Annotated in this window: 15 protein-coding genes; 5 read left to right on the forward strand and 10 right to left on the reverse strand. The window is 72.5% G+C overall.

The features are described from left to right. Positions 1-148 precede the first annotated feature (148 nt). The 4 genes from IE330_RS09225 to IE330_RS09240 form a co-directional block, all read right to left on the reverse strand. Positions 149-403 (reverse strand): lasso peptide biosynthesis PqqD family chaperone, encoded by a 255-nt coding sequence (locus tag IE330_RS09225; protein WP_190135404.1) that lies wholly within the window; start codon positions 401-403, stop codon positions 149-151. 27 nt (positions 404-430) lie between these two features. Then, a complete protein-coding gene (locus IE330_RS09230; protein ID WP_190135405.1) occupies positions 431-2,275 on the reverse strand; it encodes a lasso peptide isopeptide bond-forming cyclase in 1,845 nt (614 codons plus the stop codon). Positions 2,276-2,302: 27 nt separating this feature from the next. Next, entirely contained in the window at positions 2,303-2,413 is a 111-nt protein-coding gene (locus tag IE330_RS09235; protein ID WP_190135406.1) for a keywimysin-related RiPP, read from the reverse strand. A 471-nt stretch (positions 2,414-2,884) separates the two neighbouring features. Further along, positions 2,885-4,246: an MFS transporter gene (locus IE330_RS09240; protein ID WP_229925502.1), complete on the reverse strand. Its 1,362-nt coding sequence runs from the start codon at positions 4,244-4,246 to the stop codon at positions 2,885-2,887. Between the two features lie 277 nt (positions 4,247-4,523). Between IE330_RS09240 and IE330_RS09245 the strand changes: the two genes are divergently transcribed. Continuing rightward, entirely contained in the window at positions 4,524-5,024 is a 501-nt protein-coding gene (locus IE330_RS09245) for a hypothetical protein (RefSeq protein WP_190135407.1), read from the forward strand. Positions 5,025-5,110: 86 nt separating this feature from the next. Here IE330_RS09245 and IE330_RS09250 read toward each other — a convergent pair whose 3' ends face one another. Next, positions 5,111-6,076, reverse strand: a complete 966-nt coding sequence (locus tag IE330_RS09250) for a hypothetical protein (protein ID WP_190135408.1) — start codon at positions 6,074-6,076, stop codon at positions 5,111-5,113. Positions 6,077-6,648: 572 nt separating this feature from the next. On the opposite strand from IE330_RS09250, the gene IE330_RS09255 reads away from it, so the two are divergent. The 3 genes from IE330_RS09255 (at position 6,649) to IE330_RS09265 (ending at position 10,428) form a co-directional block, all read left to right on the forward strand. Continuing rightward, a complete protein-coding gene (locus tag IE330_RS09255) occupies positions 6,649-6,972 on the forward strand; it encodes a hypothetical protein (protein WP_190135409.1) in 324 nt (107 codons plus the stop codon). 211 nt (positions 6,973-7,183) lie between these two features. Then, positions 7,184-8,755, forward strand: a complete 1,572-nt coding sequence (locus tag IE330_RS09260) for an asparagine synthase-related protein (RefSeq protein WP_190135410.1) — start codon at positions 7,184-7,186, stop codon at positions 8,753-8,755. Then, positions 8,752-10,428, forward strand: a complete 1,677-nt coding sequence (locus IE330_RS09265; protein ID WP_190135411.1) for a glycosyltransferase family 4 protein — start codon at positions 8,752-8,754, stop codon at positions 10,426-10,428. The genes IE330_RS09260 and IE330_RS09265 overlap by 4 nt, the downstream gene beginning before the upstream one ends. A 38-nt stretch (positions 10,429-10,466) precedes the next feature. On the opposite strand, the gene IE330_RS09270 is transcribed toward IE330_RS09265, so the two are convergent. From IE330_RS09270 to IE330_RS09280, 3 genes are all read right to left on the reverse strand, one after another. Beyond that, a complete protein-coding gene (locus IE330_RS09270) occupies positions 10,467-11,030 on the reverse strand; it encodes a hypothetical protein (RefSeq protein ID WP_190135412.1) in 564 nt (187 codons plus the stop codon). A 266-nt stretch (positions 11,031-11,296) separates the two neighbouring features. Next, entirely contained in the window at positions 11,297-11,983 is a 687-nt protein-coding gene (locus IE330_RS09275; RefSeq protein WP_190135413.1) for an HAD family hydrolase, read from the reverse strand. Between the two features lies 1 nt (position 11,984). Next, complete coding sequence (locus IE330_RS09280; protein ID WP_190135414.1) at positions 11,985-12,905, reverse strand: pseudouridine-5'-phosphate glycosidase; 921 nt, start codon at positions 12,903-12,905, stop codon at positions 11,985-11,987. A 176-nt stretch (positions 12,906-13,081) separates the two neighbouring features. On the opposite strand from IE330_RS09280, the gene IE330_RS09285 reads away from it, so the two are divergent. Continuing rightward, positions 13,082-14,641 (forward strand): hypothetical protein, encoded by a 1,560-nt coding sequence (locus IE330_RS09285; RefSeq protein ID WP_190135415.1) that lies wholly within the window; start codon positions 13,082-13,084, stop codon positions 14,639-14,641. A gap of 88 nt (positions 14,642-14,729) precedes the next feature. On the opposite strand, the gene IE330_RS09290 is transcribed toward IE330_RS09285, so the two are convergent. Together IE330_RS09290 and IE330_RS09295 are read right to left on the reverse strand one after the other, a co-directional pair. Beyond that, the gene (locus tag IE330_RS09290) at positions 14,730-14,978 is read right to left on the reverse strand and encodes a response regulator transcription factor (RefSeq protein ID WP_268257276.1); all 249 of its coding nucleotides are present in this window, start codon (positions 14,976-14,978) and stop codon (positions 14,730-14,732) included. Between the two features lie 118 nt (positions 14,979-15,096). Then, positions 15,097-16,410 (reverse strand): multidrug effflux MFS transporter, encoded by a 1,314-nt coding sequence (locus IE330_RS09295; RefSeq protein WP_229925504.1) that lies wholly within the window; start codon positions 16,408-16,410, stop codon positions 15,097-15,099. Positions 16,411-16,419 lie beyond the last annotated feature (9 nt).

Below are 16,419 nucleotides of genomic sequence, written 5' to 3' on the forward strand. Positions count from 1 at the left end.
GCGGCGCCGCGGCGCAGCACGCCGGGGACGGCGCGGACGCGGCCGCGCGGCAGGAACGACAGCACGAGGGCGGGCACGAGCACGAGACGGGCGGCCAGGCGCCGGGCGAACGGCACCGCCGTGGGCGGCGTCAGCGCGCTGGGCGTCGTCATCGGGCGAGCCCCGCCGCGCGCAACTCCGCCACCAGGGTCGCGACGTCCCGCTCGGCCCGCGCCCGGTCGACGTCGAAGCGGGCGGCGAGGGCCTCGGCGGCGGCGGTTTCGTCGTCCCCGCGCATCAGGGCGTGGACGACCAGGGTGCCGGTGGGGTTCAGTTCCCAGTACGCGCCGTTGCGCTCGTCCAGGAGGACGGTGCCGTAGTCGGTCTCCGCCGTGGAGACCGTGGTGCTGAACCGCAGTGCCATGGTGGTGCCTTTCGCTCGTGGGCGGGCTCAGGAGAGGGCGGGAGTGGCCCGGGGCAGGCCGCGCAGCCACACCTCCGCGGCGATCGTGGAGTAGAGGATCGCGTCGTGCAGGCCGGGCGTGGACGGCCGCTGGGCCAGGCGGCGCAGGGCTTCGCCGTCGACCAGGCCGAGCCGTTCGAGGCGCGAGTCCTCCCAGAGCGCCAGCAGGTCGCCGCGGTGCTCGCGCAGCCCGTTGGCGGCGTCCATGGAGGCCGCGGCCTTGGTGGTGCGGCCCAGGCACGCGTCCGGCACGATGCCCCGCATCGCGGCGGTGAGCAGGGGCTTGTACCGCCAGGGGGTCACGCGCTCCTCGGGGCGGACGGCGAAGCACGCCTCCATGACGCGGTCGTCGAGGAAGGGGGAGGCCATCGGCACACCGGCCCTGGCGGCCATCCGGTCCCACTGCCGGATGATGCGCGTACAGGAGCGGATCTGTTCCAGGTCGGCGTGCAGGCCCCGGTCCGGGTGCAGCGGGACGGCGGTCTCGGCGGCCTCGCGCAGGGCTCGTGCCGCCATCTGTCTGGCTTCGGGGGTGACCCAGTCGAACAGGCGCGGCGGCATGCCCCAGCCCAGGCTGGTGATGGCGGTGGCGGGCAGCGGGTCGCGCAGGTGCCGGCCGGCGTCCGCGAGCCACCTCCCGTACGGCCGGGTGTCGGCCAGGGCGCGGCCCATGCCGCCGAGCGGCCACTGCCACAGGGCCCGGAAGCCGCGCAACTGCCGCAGGGCGAACAGCGGCCGGGTGCGCGCGAGGCGGTGGTAGTACGCCTCGGAGCACCAGGCCACGTGGTCGCCGCCGATGCCGGTCAGGTGCAGCCGGCTGCCCCGCTCGGCCATGCCCGGCAGATGGTGCAGGACCCGGGCGCGGTCCATCACGCCGATGGTGGGCTCGTCCAGGAGGTCGTCGATGCCGAGCAGGTCCTGGTAGACCAGTGGCGAGGCGTCCGCGTCCCAGACCACGTGCTCGACCTCGGGCAGGGACCGGGCGGCCAGCCGGGCCCAGTGCAGGTCGCTGTCGGCCGGGTCCCGCCCGGGCCAGGTGCTGGCCACCACCTTCGCGGGCGAGCGTGCCGCGAGGAAGCACAGGGAGGTGGAGTCGAGGCCGCCGGAGAGGTCGCAACTGACCACGCCGCCCTGGCGGGTGCGGGCGTCGACGGCCTCGGTGAGGGCCGCGCGGACGTCGGGGGCGCCGTCGGCGAGGCTCCGGACCGGCTCCGGCGGGGTCCACCAGCGCGCGTGGCGCAGCGTGCGCCCGTCCGCCGCGATCAGCAGCGCGTCGTGCGGGGACACCGCCGTGACGCCCGGCCACAGGGGCGCTTCCGCGAGCGGGTGCGGGACCGGCCACAGCAGCCGTACGGCCACCTGGCGCGGGTCGGGGGCGGCGCCCAGCGCGGCCGCCAGGACGTCCGCGCTGGTGGCGGCGGTGTGCACGCCCCCGATCCGGGCGTGGAACACCAGCCGGAGGCCGGACGCGGTGCCCTGCACCCGCAGCCGGCCGTCGAGCGCGGCCACCAGGTGGTGGCTGCCGGGCAGGGTGCGGGCCAGGGCGTCGAGGTGCGTGAGGTCCCGCATCCGTGCGACGTGCCGGTGCAGGTGGGCGGCGTCGACGGGGCAGCAGCCGAGGACGGCGACGGCGGCCGATCCGGCGCGGGCGGTGACGATCTCGTCGTCGTGCCAGGAGCCGACCAGCCAGGGCCGCCCCGAGGCGTGGGGCAGCGTGCGGGTTCCGGGGCGGGCGAAGGAACGGGCCGCGGCGGCCGCGTCCACGCGGTCGGGAAAGACCGCGAAGTGCGCGTCGCCGCGGCCCGGACCCGCACCGTGGTGCGGTTCAGTCATGGCGTCGGGTCTCCGAGCCCTCGACCGTCAGTTCTTGCTGAGGATCAGACGGTCGTTGCCGTTGCGCTGCAGGAACCCGGTCTTCTTCCGGAACGTGCCGAGGCGGGCGAGCGTCGGAGCTTCATACGCCTTCTTCATGGCTTCTCCTCATGCCGGTTTCGCCACCGCCTCCCCGGCCGGCCCCGAACCGGCGCACCGGCTCGTGACCGCCCACGCCCTGGCTCATCGGGAACCCGGAGCGGGAGGCGGCGACTCGGTGAGTAGCTAGCCGCACGCCACGGGCACGGAGCAACAGAACAAATGCAAGTCATCTCATAGGACTAATCATGTGCAGAGTGATCACCGGCGTGCATCCGGCGGTGATCGACGGAGCGTTCCTGTCCTATCTGAAACGAGTTCTGGTCAGAAGAAACCTTGCGACCAGCGCTCACCGCGCCGCCGTCCCCTCCGGAGCCCAGGGGCGTACGTGTTCCGCGCGAATGCCCGGGGCCGGGCGCGCGCCCTGTCCTTTCGCACAACCTTTTCCGGCCGCCGGGCCGGAAAGAGAGGCAGTCCTCGGGCCACACCGGGCACTCGGGCGGCCGGGCGGCGCGCGCCACGCCGGGGCACTCAGGCGGCCGGGCGGGCGGCGCGCGCCACGAGGAACAGTGCCGCTCCGCACGCCGCGGCGGTGAGCCAGCCGGGGTGCGAGGCCTCGGCGAGCCGGTCGGGGTCCTGCCCGGCGACGAGGCCCCCGCCCACCGCGACGCCGACCGCCGCTCCGACCTGCCGGGCGGTCGAGGTGATGGCGCCCGCGACGCCGGCGCGCTCGCGGGGCAGGCCGCCGACGGCGGTGTTGGTGAGGGGCGCGTTGGCGAAGCCCACGCCGACGCCGATGACCAGGTAGGCGCCGAGCAGCAGCGCGAGCGGCGTGCTGTCGCTGAGGCCGACGAGGGCCAGGGCGCCCGCGGTCAGGCTCGTGGCGGCGATGAGCAGCGGCCGGCGCGGGCCGTGGCGGCCGACCATGGCCCCGGCCACGGGCGCGCACACGGTGGCCGCCAGCGCCATGGGCAGGGTGGCGCAGCCGGCGAGGAGCGCGGAGAGTCCGCGGGCGTGCTGGAGGTAGTAGGTGTTCAGGAGCAGCGTCAGGTTCAGCGCGGTGAAGACGGCCGTGGCGCCGAGGACGGCGGCGCCGAAGGCGGGCACGCGGAACAGCGAGAGGTCCATCAGCGGTTCGCGGCGCCGCCGTTCGACGGCGACGAAGGCGACGGCCGCCGCGGTGACCGTCCCGTAGCCGGTCACGGTCAGGGGCGCGGTCCACCCCTGGTGCGGGCCCTCGATGAGGATCGCGACGGTGAGGCCGACGACGAGCACGAGCAGGGCCTGGCCGGGCAGGTCGAGCGAGCGGTGCCGCGGGGCGCGCGACTCCGGGACGAACAGCGCGCTGAGGACCAGCGCGGCGACGATCACCGGGATGTTGATCCAGAACAGGGCCCGCCAGTCCAGGACGGCGAGGAGGGCACCGCCGGTGACGGGCCCGGCGGCCATGCTCAGGCCGAAGACCGACGCCCACACCCCGATGGCGCGGGCGCGCTCCCGGGCGTCCGGCATGGCGTTGACGACGATCGCCAGGGCCACCGGACTCAGCATCGAGGCACCGATGCCCTGGACGGCGCGGGCCGCGATCAGGACCCCGGCGGACGGGGCGAGCGCACACGCCAGCGACGCCACGCCGAAGACGCTCAGGCCGAGTTGGAACACGCGGCGCCGTCCGAAGCGGTCGGCCAGCGCCCCGGAGGTGGTCAGCAGGCTCGCCAGGACGATGGTGTAACTGTCGACGATCCATTCCAGGTGGCGCGTGCTCGTCCCGAGCCCGGCACCGATCGCGGGCAGGCCGACGTTGACGATGGTCGTGTCCAGCCCCACCAGGAACATGCTCAGGGCGCAGATCGCCAGGACCGCCCAGCGCCGACGAGCAGCGAGAGCGGGCACGGCCGGGACGGTGGCGGCTGGTGAGGTCGTACGCACGGGCGGCACCTTCGGTCGGTGGACGTCGATGCCCACAGACTCCGCCGGAGGCCCCGCCAGACCCCCTCTTTTTTGCGGAAACCGCAAAACCATCCTTTGCGGAAACCGCAAACCGGCGCACACGGACACCACCGCCGCCGGTCCTTCCGGGAGCACCTCCCCGCTGCCCGGTGCCGTCGCCGACCGATGTGCGCCGGACCGCCACACCGGCGGAGGAACTCCGCACGTCTACATTCGTCCGGTGACCTACGACATCACGCTGGTACGGGTACCGCCGGGCTCGACGCTCGAGGAAGCGGTCGCGCGCCTCGGCGCCGACTTCGATCCGGACGTGGAACCGGCGCCGCTGCGGCTGACCGCCGCGCAACGGGCCGCGTGGGAGCGGATCGTGGACCGCGTCGCGCGGGACGTCGGACCTGTCGGGATGGAGGAGTTCCCGTACGGCCTGACCCTGGAGACGGTCGGCCCGCCGGGGCGCGTGCAGCTCGACTACTGCGGCGACACGGCCACCGTCGAGGTCGCCTACGGCCACGCGGGCCCGGCGGCACGGGACCTGATGCGGCGGGCCTACCGCATCGCCCGCGTCGTCGAGGACGAGAGCGGCCTGACCGGGCACGACTTCGAGGTGGACCAGCCCGTCCGCACCGGTGACCCGGCCCGGGCCGCCGCCCGGCTGAGCGGTGTCACCGATTGGGTACGGCAGCACGTGGGGCAGGAGGGAAGGTCGCGCTCCGGGCAGTGAGCGGACGGGGCCCGGCCGGCACGGCAGTGGGCACCGGCGTGCTGCCGGTGCCCACGTGGACGGCCTCCGCCCGCAAGCCGGTGGGGCTACGCGGAGGCGCCTCCGCCGTTCCCGGCGTCGCCGCCCGGCGCGGGCGTGTCCTTGGGGGCGAAGACCATCGCATGGGCCAGCGACCCGTACGGCGGGGTGTGGTTCGGGTCGTAGGGCCCGGGAGCGAGGTCGATGCGGGCGCCGGAGTAGAAGCCCACGGTGTGGTCGTACTGGACGGTGACGGTACTGGCAAGACCCGCTTTGCCGAGGACGGAGCCGGGGTTCAGGCCGCGGTAGCCGTGGCCGCCGTACCAGTCGTTGTTGATGGTCATCAGCCAGCCGCTGAGGCTCGCCTGATAGGTGACCCGGTAGCGCGCGGTGCCCAGGTTCGACCAGAGGTAGGCGGTCTCCGACGAGTGGGCGGGAACGTCGTCGTACGCCTGCGCGGTGGTGCCCACCATGATGTCCTGGGTGTTCGTGGTGGAGTCGCCCCACTCCTTGGTGAAGGTGAAGCTCCCCTCCCTGGAGACGTCCCCGAAGCCCTCGATGCCGATGCCGAAGCTGATCGTGGTGCCCACGCCGATGGACGTGTTCGACGAAATGGTGTGGCTGACGCTCTCGGTCTTCGTGACCGACATGTCCGCGGAATACGTGGCGGGGTGGTCCAGTTCGTTGTCCCACTCGACGTGGTACGCGATGACGGGGTTGGTGTCGACCCCGAGCCATTCGGACTTGATCGGCCGGAGCGTCACCGTGACGGGCTGCCATCCGAACACGTCGTACGCGTTGTCGTACCGGTGGTCGCCGGAGTTGGGGTGGGGCTTGGTCGGGTTGTGCAGGAACCATTCGTCCGGCGACTCCCCGATGATGCTCCCGCAGGCCCGCCTGATCCTGTCGTAGTCGTCGAACCCGAAGGCCTTGCTCTCCGCGTCGTTGATCGTGTGGATCTCTTGTCCGGTGGCCGTTATCCAGCAGTTGCTCGGCGCTTGACCGGCTGTTATCTGCACGTCGAAAGTGGCCATGCCTCTTCCTTGTCCGTGGGGGGAGGGAACGATTCCGGGTCCGTGCGGGGCGTTTCCGTGCGGGCGTTCCGTGCGGGCGTTCCGTGCGGAGCGTTTCCGTGCGGAGTGTTCCGTGCAGGGCGTCGCGTGCAGGGTGGATCGCTTTCCGCCGCGCCATTCGTCCGTCGTCGCCGTGCGCCAACGCCAGGACAGCTCATCCGTGGGCACCCGAATTCTCGGCCAGGCATGAGAATCGCCGCAATACGTGTCCTGGCCATTGTCGGGAGCCGACGCCGGGAAGGGATCTCCCGCCTGCTGTCCTGACGCGCCGCCAGGTCCGGCGGGACCGCCGGTGACAGGCCGCATCCGGCGACACCATCCGCCCGACCCGGCCCGCCCGCACCATACGCATCCGCCGCCCCGGCGAAGACGTACCGATTGCCTTGCATTGCTGCGGAATATCGGCATAGCTCGCCTGCCGCACGCCGGGCGGCGGATGAAGTGGTTCACGCATTGACCGGTTTGACGCTGTCGGACGGGGCCCCGGGATCGGAGACTCTCGGGAAAGCCGACGACTCAGCCAGAGAGGGACCATGGGCGGCGAGGAAGAAGCGACGAACCCCCCGGCCGAATCCACGACCTCACCGGAAGAATCCACGACTCCGGCAGACGAAACCGCGAACCCGACAGCCCGGTCCGCGACTCCGGCGGACGAATCCACTGCCCCGGCGGACACCGCCAAGGACCCCACCGACGAACTGGTCGCCACCGCCGAGGAACTGTTCGAGCCGGAAGGGCCGGAAGGAGCAGGGGAATCCGGCGCCTCGGCCGGTGAACGTCCCGGCGGTGACGAGGCCCGCCCGGTATTCGGCAAACTGCTGGGCAGCAGGGACAGGCAGAGGAGAAAGAAGGGGTAAGCCCGGGTTCATGCTCCGCTTTCGCGTGCGCCGTGACGACCTCGGGCGCGTATGGCGACCTGCTGCGCACGGCTGGTCGGCCGGGCACAGCCATATCACTCCTTTCCGTCATCCTGCCCTGGAGAACGTGGCCTTCGCAGGGCACGGCAGGTTCTTCCTGTCGGTTCGGGAGCGCTGCGCCGGTGCGCCGCGTCGGCCCCGCGCCGGAGACATGTCCGGTGCCGTGCCGCAGGGCGACACCGGCGCCTTCGTACCGGCGTGGGACATGGCCCTGGCCGCGGCCTTGGCATGGCCGTTGTCCTCGGTGACCGTCGTCATCCGGGCCGGGGGCGGCGGTGCACCGGGCGGGCTCACCGTGCACGCGGGACCGTGGGGCACCGGCTCCCTGTACGCCGTCGCCCGGCGGGAGGAACTGCACGCCGACTGGGACCCGAGCCGCCTGTACCGCCTGCTCGGCCGGGACTGCCTGGACCCCCTGCGCGCCGCGGCGTTCCTCGCCTGGTCCGACACCCCGTACTCGCGGCGCACGCTGCTGCGGGACATGTGGCTGCTCTGCGCGGGCTCACGCGGCACCTGGCCGGTGGACGACGCCCCCGCACAGCCCCTGCGCGTCAACTACCCCCCGCCGGTGCCCCTGCCCCGCGTCGGCCGGGTGGTGCCGGGCGGCGACGTCCCCGGCGCGTTCTGGCGGACGCTCGGGGCCTCCGTACGGCGCTGGGCCGGGCCCGGTGGTGCCGCCGACGCGGGCCGGGCGGCCTGCGAGCTGAGCGGCGGCCTGGACTCGTCCCTGGTCACGGCGTGCGTGGCGACGCTGACCGGGCGACGGCCCCGTACCTATGGGCTCACCATGCCGGGGGCGCAGCAGGCCGGGCAGCGGGTGCGGCGCGCGGAGGTGGTCGACCGGTTCGGCGCGGTGGACACCACGCGCGCCCTCGCGGCCGATCCGCTGCTACCGCCAGGGGGCGCGCGGGCGCGTGCGCGGGGAGTGGTCCCCTGGGAGGAGTGCTACCACGAGGCGGTCGGCGCCCTGTTCGCCACGGCCGCCGCCGACGGCGTGCGGTGCTTGTTCACCGGCTTCGGCGGCGACGAACTGTGCGGGCCGCACCCGGACGACGGGCCTCCCTCACCGGGGGACGACGGCCCTCCCCCGCCGGGAAACGACAGTCCTCCCGCGCCGGGGGACAACAGCCCTCCCTCGCCCGGGGACGGGCCGACGAGCACGGCCCCGGCCCCGGGACCGGACCCCGTTCCGGAGCATCTCACCGGCTCCGCGCGGGAGATGCTCCTCGACGCGCGGGCCGATCCGGTCTCCGCCTTCGACCCGGCCCCGCGGGGGCACGTCGCGGAATCCGCCGTGGAGTCGGTGACCTCCGGTTCGGCCCTGTACCTCCGTCACGGCATCTGGCCGGTCCATCCGCTGTGCACGCCGGAGCTCGCCCGGCTGTGCCGACGGCTGCCGGGCCGGTGGCGATCCGGGCGCACCGTGCAGCGCGACCTGCTCACCCGGCTCGGCCTGCGGGGCGTCGGCCGCCCCTGCGGGACGGACGACTTCTCCCCGGCCATGACCGCAGCCCTGCGCGGCCCCTCCCGCCCCCTGCTGGCCTCCCTGTTCGCCGCTCCGCTGCTCGCCGACACGCGCCTCGTCGACCCCGGCGTCCTGCTCTCCCGCTACCTGGCGTGGGCCGACGGCGGGCCGGGCGACGCGATGGAGTTCTACTCCGCGGCGGTGCTCGAGCTGACCCTGCGCTCGGTCGAGGCGAGCGGCGAAGGGCCCTCGTCGTGACAGCCCCCGCCCGCCTGGCCACGTACCTGTACGACGACCCGGTCCCCGCCCCCGGTGCCCCGCCCCGGCGCACCGTGTACGGCGCGGGCGCCGCGGTCGACGCGTTCTGGCCGGCGCTGCTCCGCCATGGCGCGCCGGGCCGCTACTACGTCTTCCACGACCGGGCCACCGCCGCCCGCTCACGTCTGCGCGCCGCCCCCGCCCGGCCGGGGGTCGAACTCACCGTCACCGACTTCGCCGAGCTGGTACGGGACGTCGCGGGCCATCCGTTCAGGGCCTGGCACGACTCCGAGGGCGACCTGGCCACCGCGGTGACGCTGCGCGGGCGGTTCGCGGCACGCCGCCACCCGGTCACGGCCACGCCGCACGTCCTGAGCTATCCGGAGCTGGCGCACGAGTGGGCGCTGCGGCTGCTGCTCGCCGACACCGCCCCGTGCGACGCGCTGATCTGCACCAGCGAGAGCACGCGCCGGGCGGCGCGCCGCCTCCTGGAGGCCGTGGCAGCGGACCTGCGGGCCCGGCACGGCGCCGACCTGCGCTTCCGTGGCCGTCTCGACGTCATCCCGCTGGGGGTGGACACCGACGCCCTGCGCCCGGGCGGGCGGGAGGCCGCTCGCCGGGCCCTGGACCTGCCGCCCGGCGCGTGCGTCCTGCTGTGGCTCGGCCGGTTCTCGTCCGGCGACAAGGCCGACCTGCTGCCGCTCGTCACCGCCTTCCGGCACCTCGTCGCCGACGAACCGGGGCGCGACCTCCTGCTGCTCCTCGCCGGGGGCGGGCCGCCCCGGTGGGGCAGGACGCTGCGCGACTGGGCCGCGCGGCTCGGCGTGGCCGACCGCGTCCGGGTCGTCGAGCCCGTGGACCCGGCGGACCGGGGCACGTTCTACGCCGCCGCGGACCTGTTCGTGTCCCCGGTCGACAACGTCCAGGAGACGTTCGGCATCACCGTCGTCGAAGCCATGGCCTGCGGCCTCCCCCAGGTCGTGTCGGACTGGGACGGCTACCGCGACAGCGTGGCGCACGGCCGCACCGGCTTCCTCGTACCGACCTACTGGAGCCCGGCCGGCGGCGAGGCCTTCGCCCGGCAGGGCCTCTACGACCGCGGGGACCTGCCCGAACACCTGCTCCTCGCGCAGTCCACCGTGGTCGACCCGCAGGCGCTGCGCGCCGCGCTGCGCACCCTGGTCAGGGACGAGGGCCTGCGGGCGCGGATGGCCGACGCCTCACGCCGCCGCGCCCTCGCCCGCTACTCCTGGGCCAGGGTGATCGGCGCGCACGAACGCCTCTGGGACGAGCTGACGGCCGTCGCCGCCCGGCTCCCGGACCCCGTGCCGCGCCGCGCCGACCACACCGCGATCGACCACAAGGCGGTGTTCGCCTCCTACCCGAGCCGGACCCTGGACGGCACCACGCCGGTGGCGGTGACCCCGTACGGTGCCGCAGCCCTGGCGGGCGAGTCCCCCCTGCCCGCGTACGTCACCGCCCTCGGCGTGCTCCGCCTCGGCCTCCTCCGCACGGCCCTGTCCGTGGCCGCGCGGGAAGGCCCCCTCGCCCTCGGCACGCTCACCGGCCTCGTCGCCGACCGCGCCGGGGAGCCGCCCGCCCGCGTCAGCGACCACGTGTTCTGGCTGCTCAAACAGGCCCTGCTGCAACCGCGGGAGGACCCGGCCGACTGACGCGCGCACCCCGGCCCCGGCTCGCCGCGGTGCCCACGTCAGGCCAGCGAGGCCAGGAGTCCGACCTCCGGTGCCAGTGCTCCTGGCTGCGCGAGGGAGCGGAAGTCGGCCTCGACCGCCGCCAGGTCGAGGACGCCCGCGCGTACGGCGCGGTGGCGGACCACCGACCACAGGAAGACGTCGAGGCTGTCGTACTGCGTGTCGGCCTCGATGACCTCCTCCTCGTGGAACCACAGCGCGACGCGGCCGGAGGCGAGGACGACGTGGTAGTTGCCTCCGCCGTCCGCGCCGACGGACCACACGTCGTCGTCGGAGAGCTCCGTCTCGTAGTCGGAGTCGAGGATCCGGCAGCCGTTGGCCCCGAACGCGAACCCGTACGACCAGTCGCAGACGTCCAGCGCCCGCGGCACGGCCCCCGCCCGCACCCTCCGGTCGAAGCCGGCCAACGCGGTCGCGGCGTCCCGCGGGAGCCTGCCGAGGAACGGCTCGACCGGCCGGCCCGGCGCCGCCCCGGCCCGCGGCGCGCCGGGGAACCAGCGCGCCAGGTCGGCGTCCAGGTCCCGCTCCACGTATCCGGCCACTTGGTCAACGGTGAGAGACATGCGAGGAGGCTAGCGCCCGCAACTCCCTTGCCAGCCACCTGCCCCACGTGCGTGCTGCACCAGGCCCGTTGACGGGCCGGCCTCGAACCGCATCCGCGGGCCACTCGACGCCCGCCACAGCATCCGCGTCCAGGATGAGGTCCAGGGAACGGCGGCCCACTGGTGCCGGCCCGCCGCCTCCAGCGCGGAGGCGGCGGCCTCGAGCATCAGCCACTCGTGAGTGGTCATCACCTCCCGTCACACGGCCGACGTGGTCAGGACGTCCGTCATTCGCCTCCGCCTCGCGAAACCGCCGAGACGACACTGTCGAAGGAATCAGCTATCGCCAAGGCACCGGCAGCCATGAGGTCTTGGGCGGTAGCGACACCGTAGGAGACACCGATAGAAGCCATGCCGGCAGCGCGAGCCATCTCGATGTCACCCGTCGCGTCACCGACGACGACACATTCTTCGGCAGGAATCCCGAGCTCTTCCGCCAGGTACAGCGCCATGTCGGGCGCGGGCTTTCCGCGGCTCACCGAGTCGTGTCCGGCAATGACCGTGAACTGACCCAAGATGCCGGTCGCGTCCATCGTCCTGACCGCGGCCTCGTAAGTCTTGGAAGTGGCGACGGCCAGGGTGTGGCCGAGGTCGCGCAGCTTGGTCAGCCCCTCCGGCACGCCGGGGTACAGCATGCGCTCACGATGCTCCGCAAGGTACTCACCGAAGCCGCTGCGGTAAGCGGCCATGGCGTCGAGCACCTGCGAGTGATCGGCGGGCAGGTCGAGCAACTGGGCGAAGTTGCGGTCCAGCGGCTTGCCGACGGTGGCGCGCACCGCCGCATCGTCCGCTTCCCGCCCCAGCCCGCGAAGGACCTGGAGAGTGATGGATACGATGGCGCCGGGAGTGTCGGCGAGGGTGCCGTCCAAGTCGAAGACGACTCCGCGGTACGGGATGGTGTGCGGATCCGCCATCTCACCGCTCCCCGGGGGTGGCCGCGAGGGCGACGGCGAACTCGCCGGCGACACGGGCGGTCGACAGCAGTACCGCGCGAGTCGCCGCAGCACTGCGGCCCGCGGTCACTTCTGTGAGGGCACGCATCAGGAAAGGGCTGATGGCGTTTCCGCGCACGCCTGCCCGGTCGGCCTCGACGAGAGCGGCCTGGATGGCTCGCTCGATCTCGTCGCCGTCCAGGGCGTCCTGCTCGTCTATGGGGGCCGTGAGCAAGACCGAACGGTCGCCGTTCACCTCCCAGTGCAGCCGGGTCGCCCGAGCGGCGACAGTCAGGTTGTCGACGCGGCTCACCGGCACCTCGGACTCACGAACGTAGAAGGCCGGGAGTGTGTCCGTGCGGTACCCGAGCACGGGCACGCCCGCGGTCTCCAGATACTCGGCGGTCAGGCGGAGGTCGAGGATGGACTTGGCGCCGGCGCACACCACAGTGATCCGGCTCCGGGTGAACTGCTGGAGGTCGGCGGAAACGTCGAAGGTCTCCTGAGCGCGCCGGTGGACGCCTCCGATTCCGGCGGTGGAGAAGACCGCGATGCTGGCGCGGACCGCGGGCACCACGGTGCCGGCGACCGTCGTGGCGCCGAGGCCGCCGCCGGCCAGGACGGTGCCGAGGTCGCGTGCGCTGACCTTCGGGATGCTCTTGGCGGAGGCGAATCGGTCGATCAGGTCGGCGTCCATGCCCACGACGAACTCCCCGTCGGCGATGCCGATGGTTGCGGGTACCGCGCCGCGGTCGCGAACCGCCTTCTCGATGTCGAGGCTGAGTTCAGCGTTGGCCGGATAGGCCGGTCCATTGACGATGAGCGAGGATTCCAGCGCTACGACCGGGCGTCGTTCGGCAACAGCGGTGCGCACCTCTTCGCTCACGGCGAGAAGTGGATCCATGGCTATAGCTGCCTTTCCGTGGATGTCGGTACGCGGGACACCGTGCCCGTCCAGTTGCACACCCCGCATCACGTCTTCACGGGATTCCTGCGGATATCGCGAGGTCACGTGATGCCGTGCGGTGGAAGCCCATCCAAGGTGAACAGGCGACTTCCCCAGCACTGGAGGACTCCGGCATGAGACACGAGCAGCATCTGAGTCGGCGCGGCGCGGTATCCCTGGTCGTCGGCGCGGCGGCCGCGTCAGCCCTCTCCGGGCCGGTCGCCGCGGCACGGAGCCGGCCCGTGACCGCCCGGCTCGCACCGTCGAACCTGCACTTCGAGATCACCCATCGGTTCCGTCCAGTGCACGTGATACCGCCGCGCCTGGTGCAGTACGACACTGAGCGACCCGGTGGCCGCGCAGCCCTGGAACGAGTGCGCTCCGGCGATGACGTGCGCACGGACGAACGACCTGTAGCGCCGTGGGCGTCCGTCGTCCTGGACGTGCGCCGGCTCACCGCGGACGGATCGGTGACGATGGGACTCCAGGCCGTCGACGGCGACGCGGTGAGAGTCCGCTACGACGCCGGACCGAGCCGGGTGTCCGTGGAGGTCGTGCGCTCGGGCGCCGTGCACGTCATGAACTCCACCGAGGTGCTGCTGACGGCGCCCTTCAGACTCGCCTTCGTGGTGACGGCCAACGCAGTGGGTGCCTTCAGCGCGGGCGGCGGCTACGACGCCGGCATCGACCGCCCCTGGCAGCCGTTGCTCACGGACCGCGGTGGCGTAGCCGACATGATGGACCTCAACCGGCCCGCGCAGTTGCACCGGCTGCACTACGCGTTCGGCGGCGAGGGAGCGGCACTCGGCCGGGTGCAGGCAGGGCCCTTCGGCCAGTTCGGGCTACGGGACGTGTCGCTCGTCCGGAATGCGGACGGTACGCCGTACGTCGACGACGAAGGGGCGCTGCACTTCACGGCGACCTCGTCCGGAGTGGGTTACGCGCACCAGGCGCACACCAGTATGTGGCGGATGGACCCGGCCGACCCGACACGGATGGAGCAGGTCGGGTCGCACTTCTTCTCGTACGAGGGGTTGCTGATGGGCAATCACGGCGGGCAGTTGGTGCGGGACGCCGACCGCGGCCGGTTCATCGCGCTGGCCTGCGGCGGCAACCTGCCGAAGCCCGGGGTGACGATACGCCACGGCAGCGGTGGGCAGGAGCTGTTGAGTGGTGTCCACCTCATACGCGGTACGCGTGTGGACCTGCCGTTCCAGAAGGCGGCCTGGGACCCGGCGCTGCGACTGATCGAGGGCCGCTGGCACTGGGCGTACGTCAACGTGACCGACTTCCAGCCAGCCCTGCGGTTTCGTCCAGTGCTGGCTGTCGCGGCACCAGGAGGCGATTACCACGACGGCGTGCGGATCCGTAAGGAGGACGACTACCGGCGCAACAACAACGAGGGGTGCCGACTGCAACAGTTCGGCGATCGGTGGTATCTCCTCACCAGTGACCCGGAGTCGAAGCAGTACGTGGTACGCGACATGGACATGCGTCCACACCGAAGACTCGATGCCCCGTACCCACTGGGCACACCGTTCCCGGAGGTCTTTCCACTCACCGACCGCAACGGGCGGAAGCGGTGGCTGATGGTGACCTCCGACGGGCGGGAGTACGAGGAGGGATCGGCACATCCGGTGCTGGGCTACGGCGTTCACGGCGACGTCGTCGTGATGCGCGCGGCACACGAATAGCTTTCGGACTCAGGACCGCGGGCACACCGAGGCCGTGCAACCCGCGCGCGGGGCGCACGGCCTTCGTCGGTACCTTCGGCTCGGCTCCTCAGTCGTCCGATATGTCGTGCTGGAGGGCGTGCCGGACGAGTTGCACCCGGCTGCGGATATGGAGTTTGGCGTAGACGTGCCGCAGGTGGGTGTCCACGGTGTGGGGCGAAACCACGAGGCGCTCCGCCACCGCGCGGTTGCTCAGGCCGATAGCCACCAGTCGGGCCACCCGCAACTCCGCTCGAGTGAGGCTGTGCCAGCCGCAGAGCGGGCGCTGACGGCTCGCTGTGGAATTGGACAATGACATGTCGGCGTTTTCTCCCCTTTCCTCGCGAACCCTTTGACAGGACGTGCATGAGCTTCACGCAGGGGGTCCAGGCCCGTCAACGAGGGTTGGCTGACCTCGTCAGGTGGCCAGCAGTGTGTCAGGTCGCGGCGTTCGCCGGGTCCGGCGTGCCATCGGCCGGGGTTTTCGAACGCGGTGCCGGTCGGGCTGTCTCCGCGCCGCGCCGGGTAAGCAGCAGGGCGAGCACGGCGATCAGGGAACAGCTCGCCATGCCGATGAACAGCGGCACGGCGGTGTCGTCCCCGCCCAGGCCGATCAGGGGTGAGGCCACGGCGCCGAGGACGCCCTGCAGGGCGCCGAGCACGGCCGAGCCGGTCCCGGCCGCGTGCGGGACCCGCTCGATGGCGAGCGCCGTAGCGGTGCCGAAGACCTGGCCGAGGCCCACGAAGGCGATACCGATCAATCCGAGGGCGAGAACGCGGTTGAGCTGGCCGGCAACGGTCACCAGAAGCGCCGCCGTGGTGGCGGCGAGCATGGCGGCCAGCCCGATCCGCAGCAGCAACCTCGGAGGGTAGTGGCTGACCAGTCTGGTGTTGACGGTGCTGGAGAGGGTGGCGGTGAGGGCACCTACCGAGAAGGCGACGGACGCCTCCCCCACGGTGAAGTCGAGAACGTTCTGGAGCAGGAACGCGGATCCCGAGATGTAGCAGAACAGCGCGCCGAAGCCGAACACGAAGGCGAGCATGTAGCCCACGTAGACGCGATCACTGAGCACGGACCGCGCGTCCTGCAAGGTGGCCGCAGCACCGCCCGACCGGCGCCGCTCCTTGGGAAGAGTCTCGGGGACACCCCACATCGTGGCGAGGAACACCAGCAGTGAGATCCCCGCCAGGACCCAGAACACACCCCGCCAGCCCCCGAGATGGCCCACGACGGCGCCGCCGGCCAACGGAGCCACGATCGGAGCAATGCCGCCAAGGGCCATCAGCACCCCGAACAGCCGAGCCGCGGCCGCACCGGTCGCGACGTCCGAAACAACGGCACGGCCCACCACGAGACCGGCCGCACCGCTGAAACCCGTCACGAAACGCAGTGCGATCAGGACCCCCAGGTTGGGTGCCATCGCGCACAGCGCTGTAGCCACGGTGCATACCGCGGCTCCCAGAAGGATCGGCCTGCGGCGCCCGTAGCGGTCGGAGAACGGGCCGAACACCAGTTGCCCCAGTGCCTGCCCCAAGAGGAAGGCGGTCAAGGTCAGCTGGACGCCGGACGCGTCAGTACCGAACTCGTCGGCCAGCTTCGGAAAGGCCGGAAGGTACATGTCCGTGGCGAGCGGCATGACGAACGACAGTAGAGCCAGTGTCGCGGTGAGCAGCACGGCCGGTTTCGCCGGGCTGGTGGGTGGTGAGGTCATCTGGCGCTCCAGGCTGCGTCGACGGGCAAACGACTTCATTATAGCTAT

The organism is Streptomyces longispororuber, from assembly GCF_014656095.1.
Lineage (GTDB): Bacteria > Actinomycetota > Actinomycetes > Streptomycetales > Streptomycetaceae > Streptomyces > Streptomyces longispororuber.

Bases quoted from the DNA above. Each gene is read 5' to 3' on its own strand.
- IE330_RS09225 (WP_190135404.1), bottom strand. From the start codon at position 403: ATGGCACTGCGGTTCAGCACCACGGTCTCCACGGCGGAGACCGACTAC.
- IE330_RS09230 (WP_190135405.1), bottom strand. From the start codon at position 2,275: ATGACTGAACCGCACCACGGTGCGGGTCCGGGCCGCGGCGACGCGCAC.
- IE330_RS09235 (WP_190135406.1), bottom strand. From the start codon at position 2,413: ATGAAGAAGGCGTATGAAGCTCCGACGCTCGCCCGCCTCGGCACGTTC.
- IE330_RS09250 (WP_190135408.1), bottom strand. From the start codon at position 6,076: ATGGCCACTTTCGACGTGCAGATAACAGCCGGTCAAGCGCCGAGCAAC.
- IE330_RS09255 (WP_190135409.1), top strand. From the start codon at position 6,649: ATGGGCGGCGAGGAAGAAGCGACGAACCCCCCGGCCGAATCCACGACC.
- IE330_RS09260 (WP_190135410.1), top strand. From the start codon at position 7,184: ATGTCCGGTGCCGTGCCGCAGGGCGACACCGGCGCCTTCGTACCGGCG.
- IE330_RS09270 (WP_190135412.1), bottom strand. From the start codon at position 11,030: ATGTCTCTCACCGTTGACCAAGTGGCCGGATACGTGGAGCGGGACCTG.
- IE330_RS09275 (WP_190135413.1), bottom strand. From the start codon at position 11,983: ATGGCGGATCCGCACACCATCCCGTACCGCGGAGTCGTCTTCGACTTG.
- IE330_RS09280 (WP_190135414.1), bottom strand. From the start codon at position 12,905: ATGGATCCACTTCTCGCCGTGAGCGAAGAGGTGCGCACCGCTGTTGCC.
- IE330_RS09285 (WP_190135415.1), top strand. From the start codon at position 13,082: ATGAGACACGAGCAGCATCTGAGTCGGCGCGGCGCGGTATCCCTGGTC.
- IE330_RS09290 (WP_268257276.1), bottom strand. From the start codon at position 14,978: ATGTCATTGTCCAATTCCACAGCGAGCCGTCAGCGCCCGCTCTGCGGC.
- IE330_RS09295 (WP_229925504.1), bottom strand. From the start codon at position 16,410: ATGAAGTCGTTTGCCCGTCGACGCAGCCTGGAGCGCCAGATGACCTCA.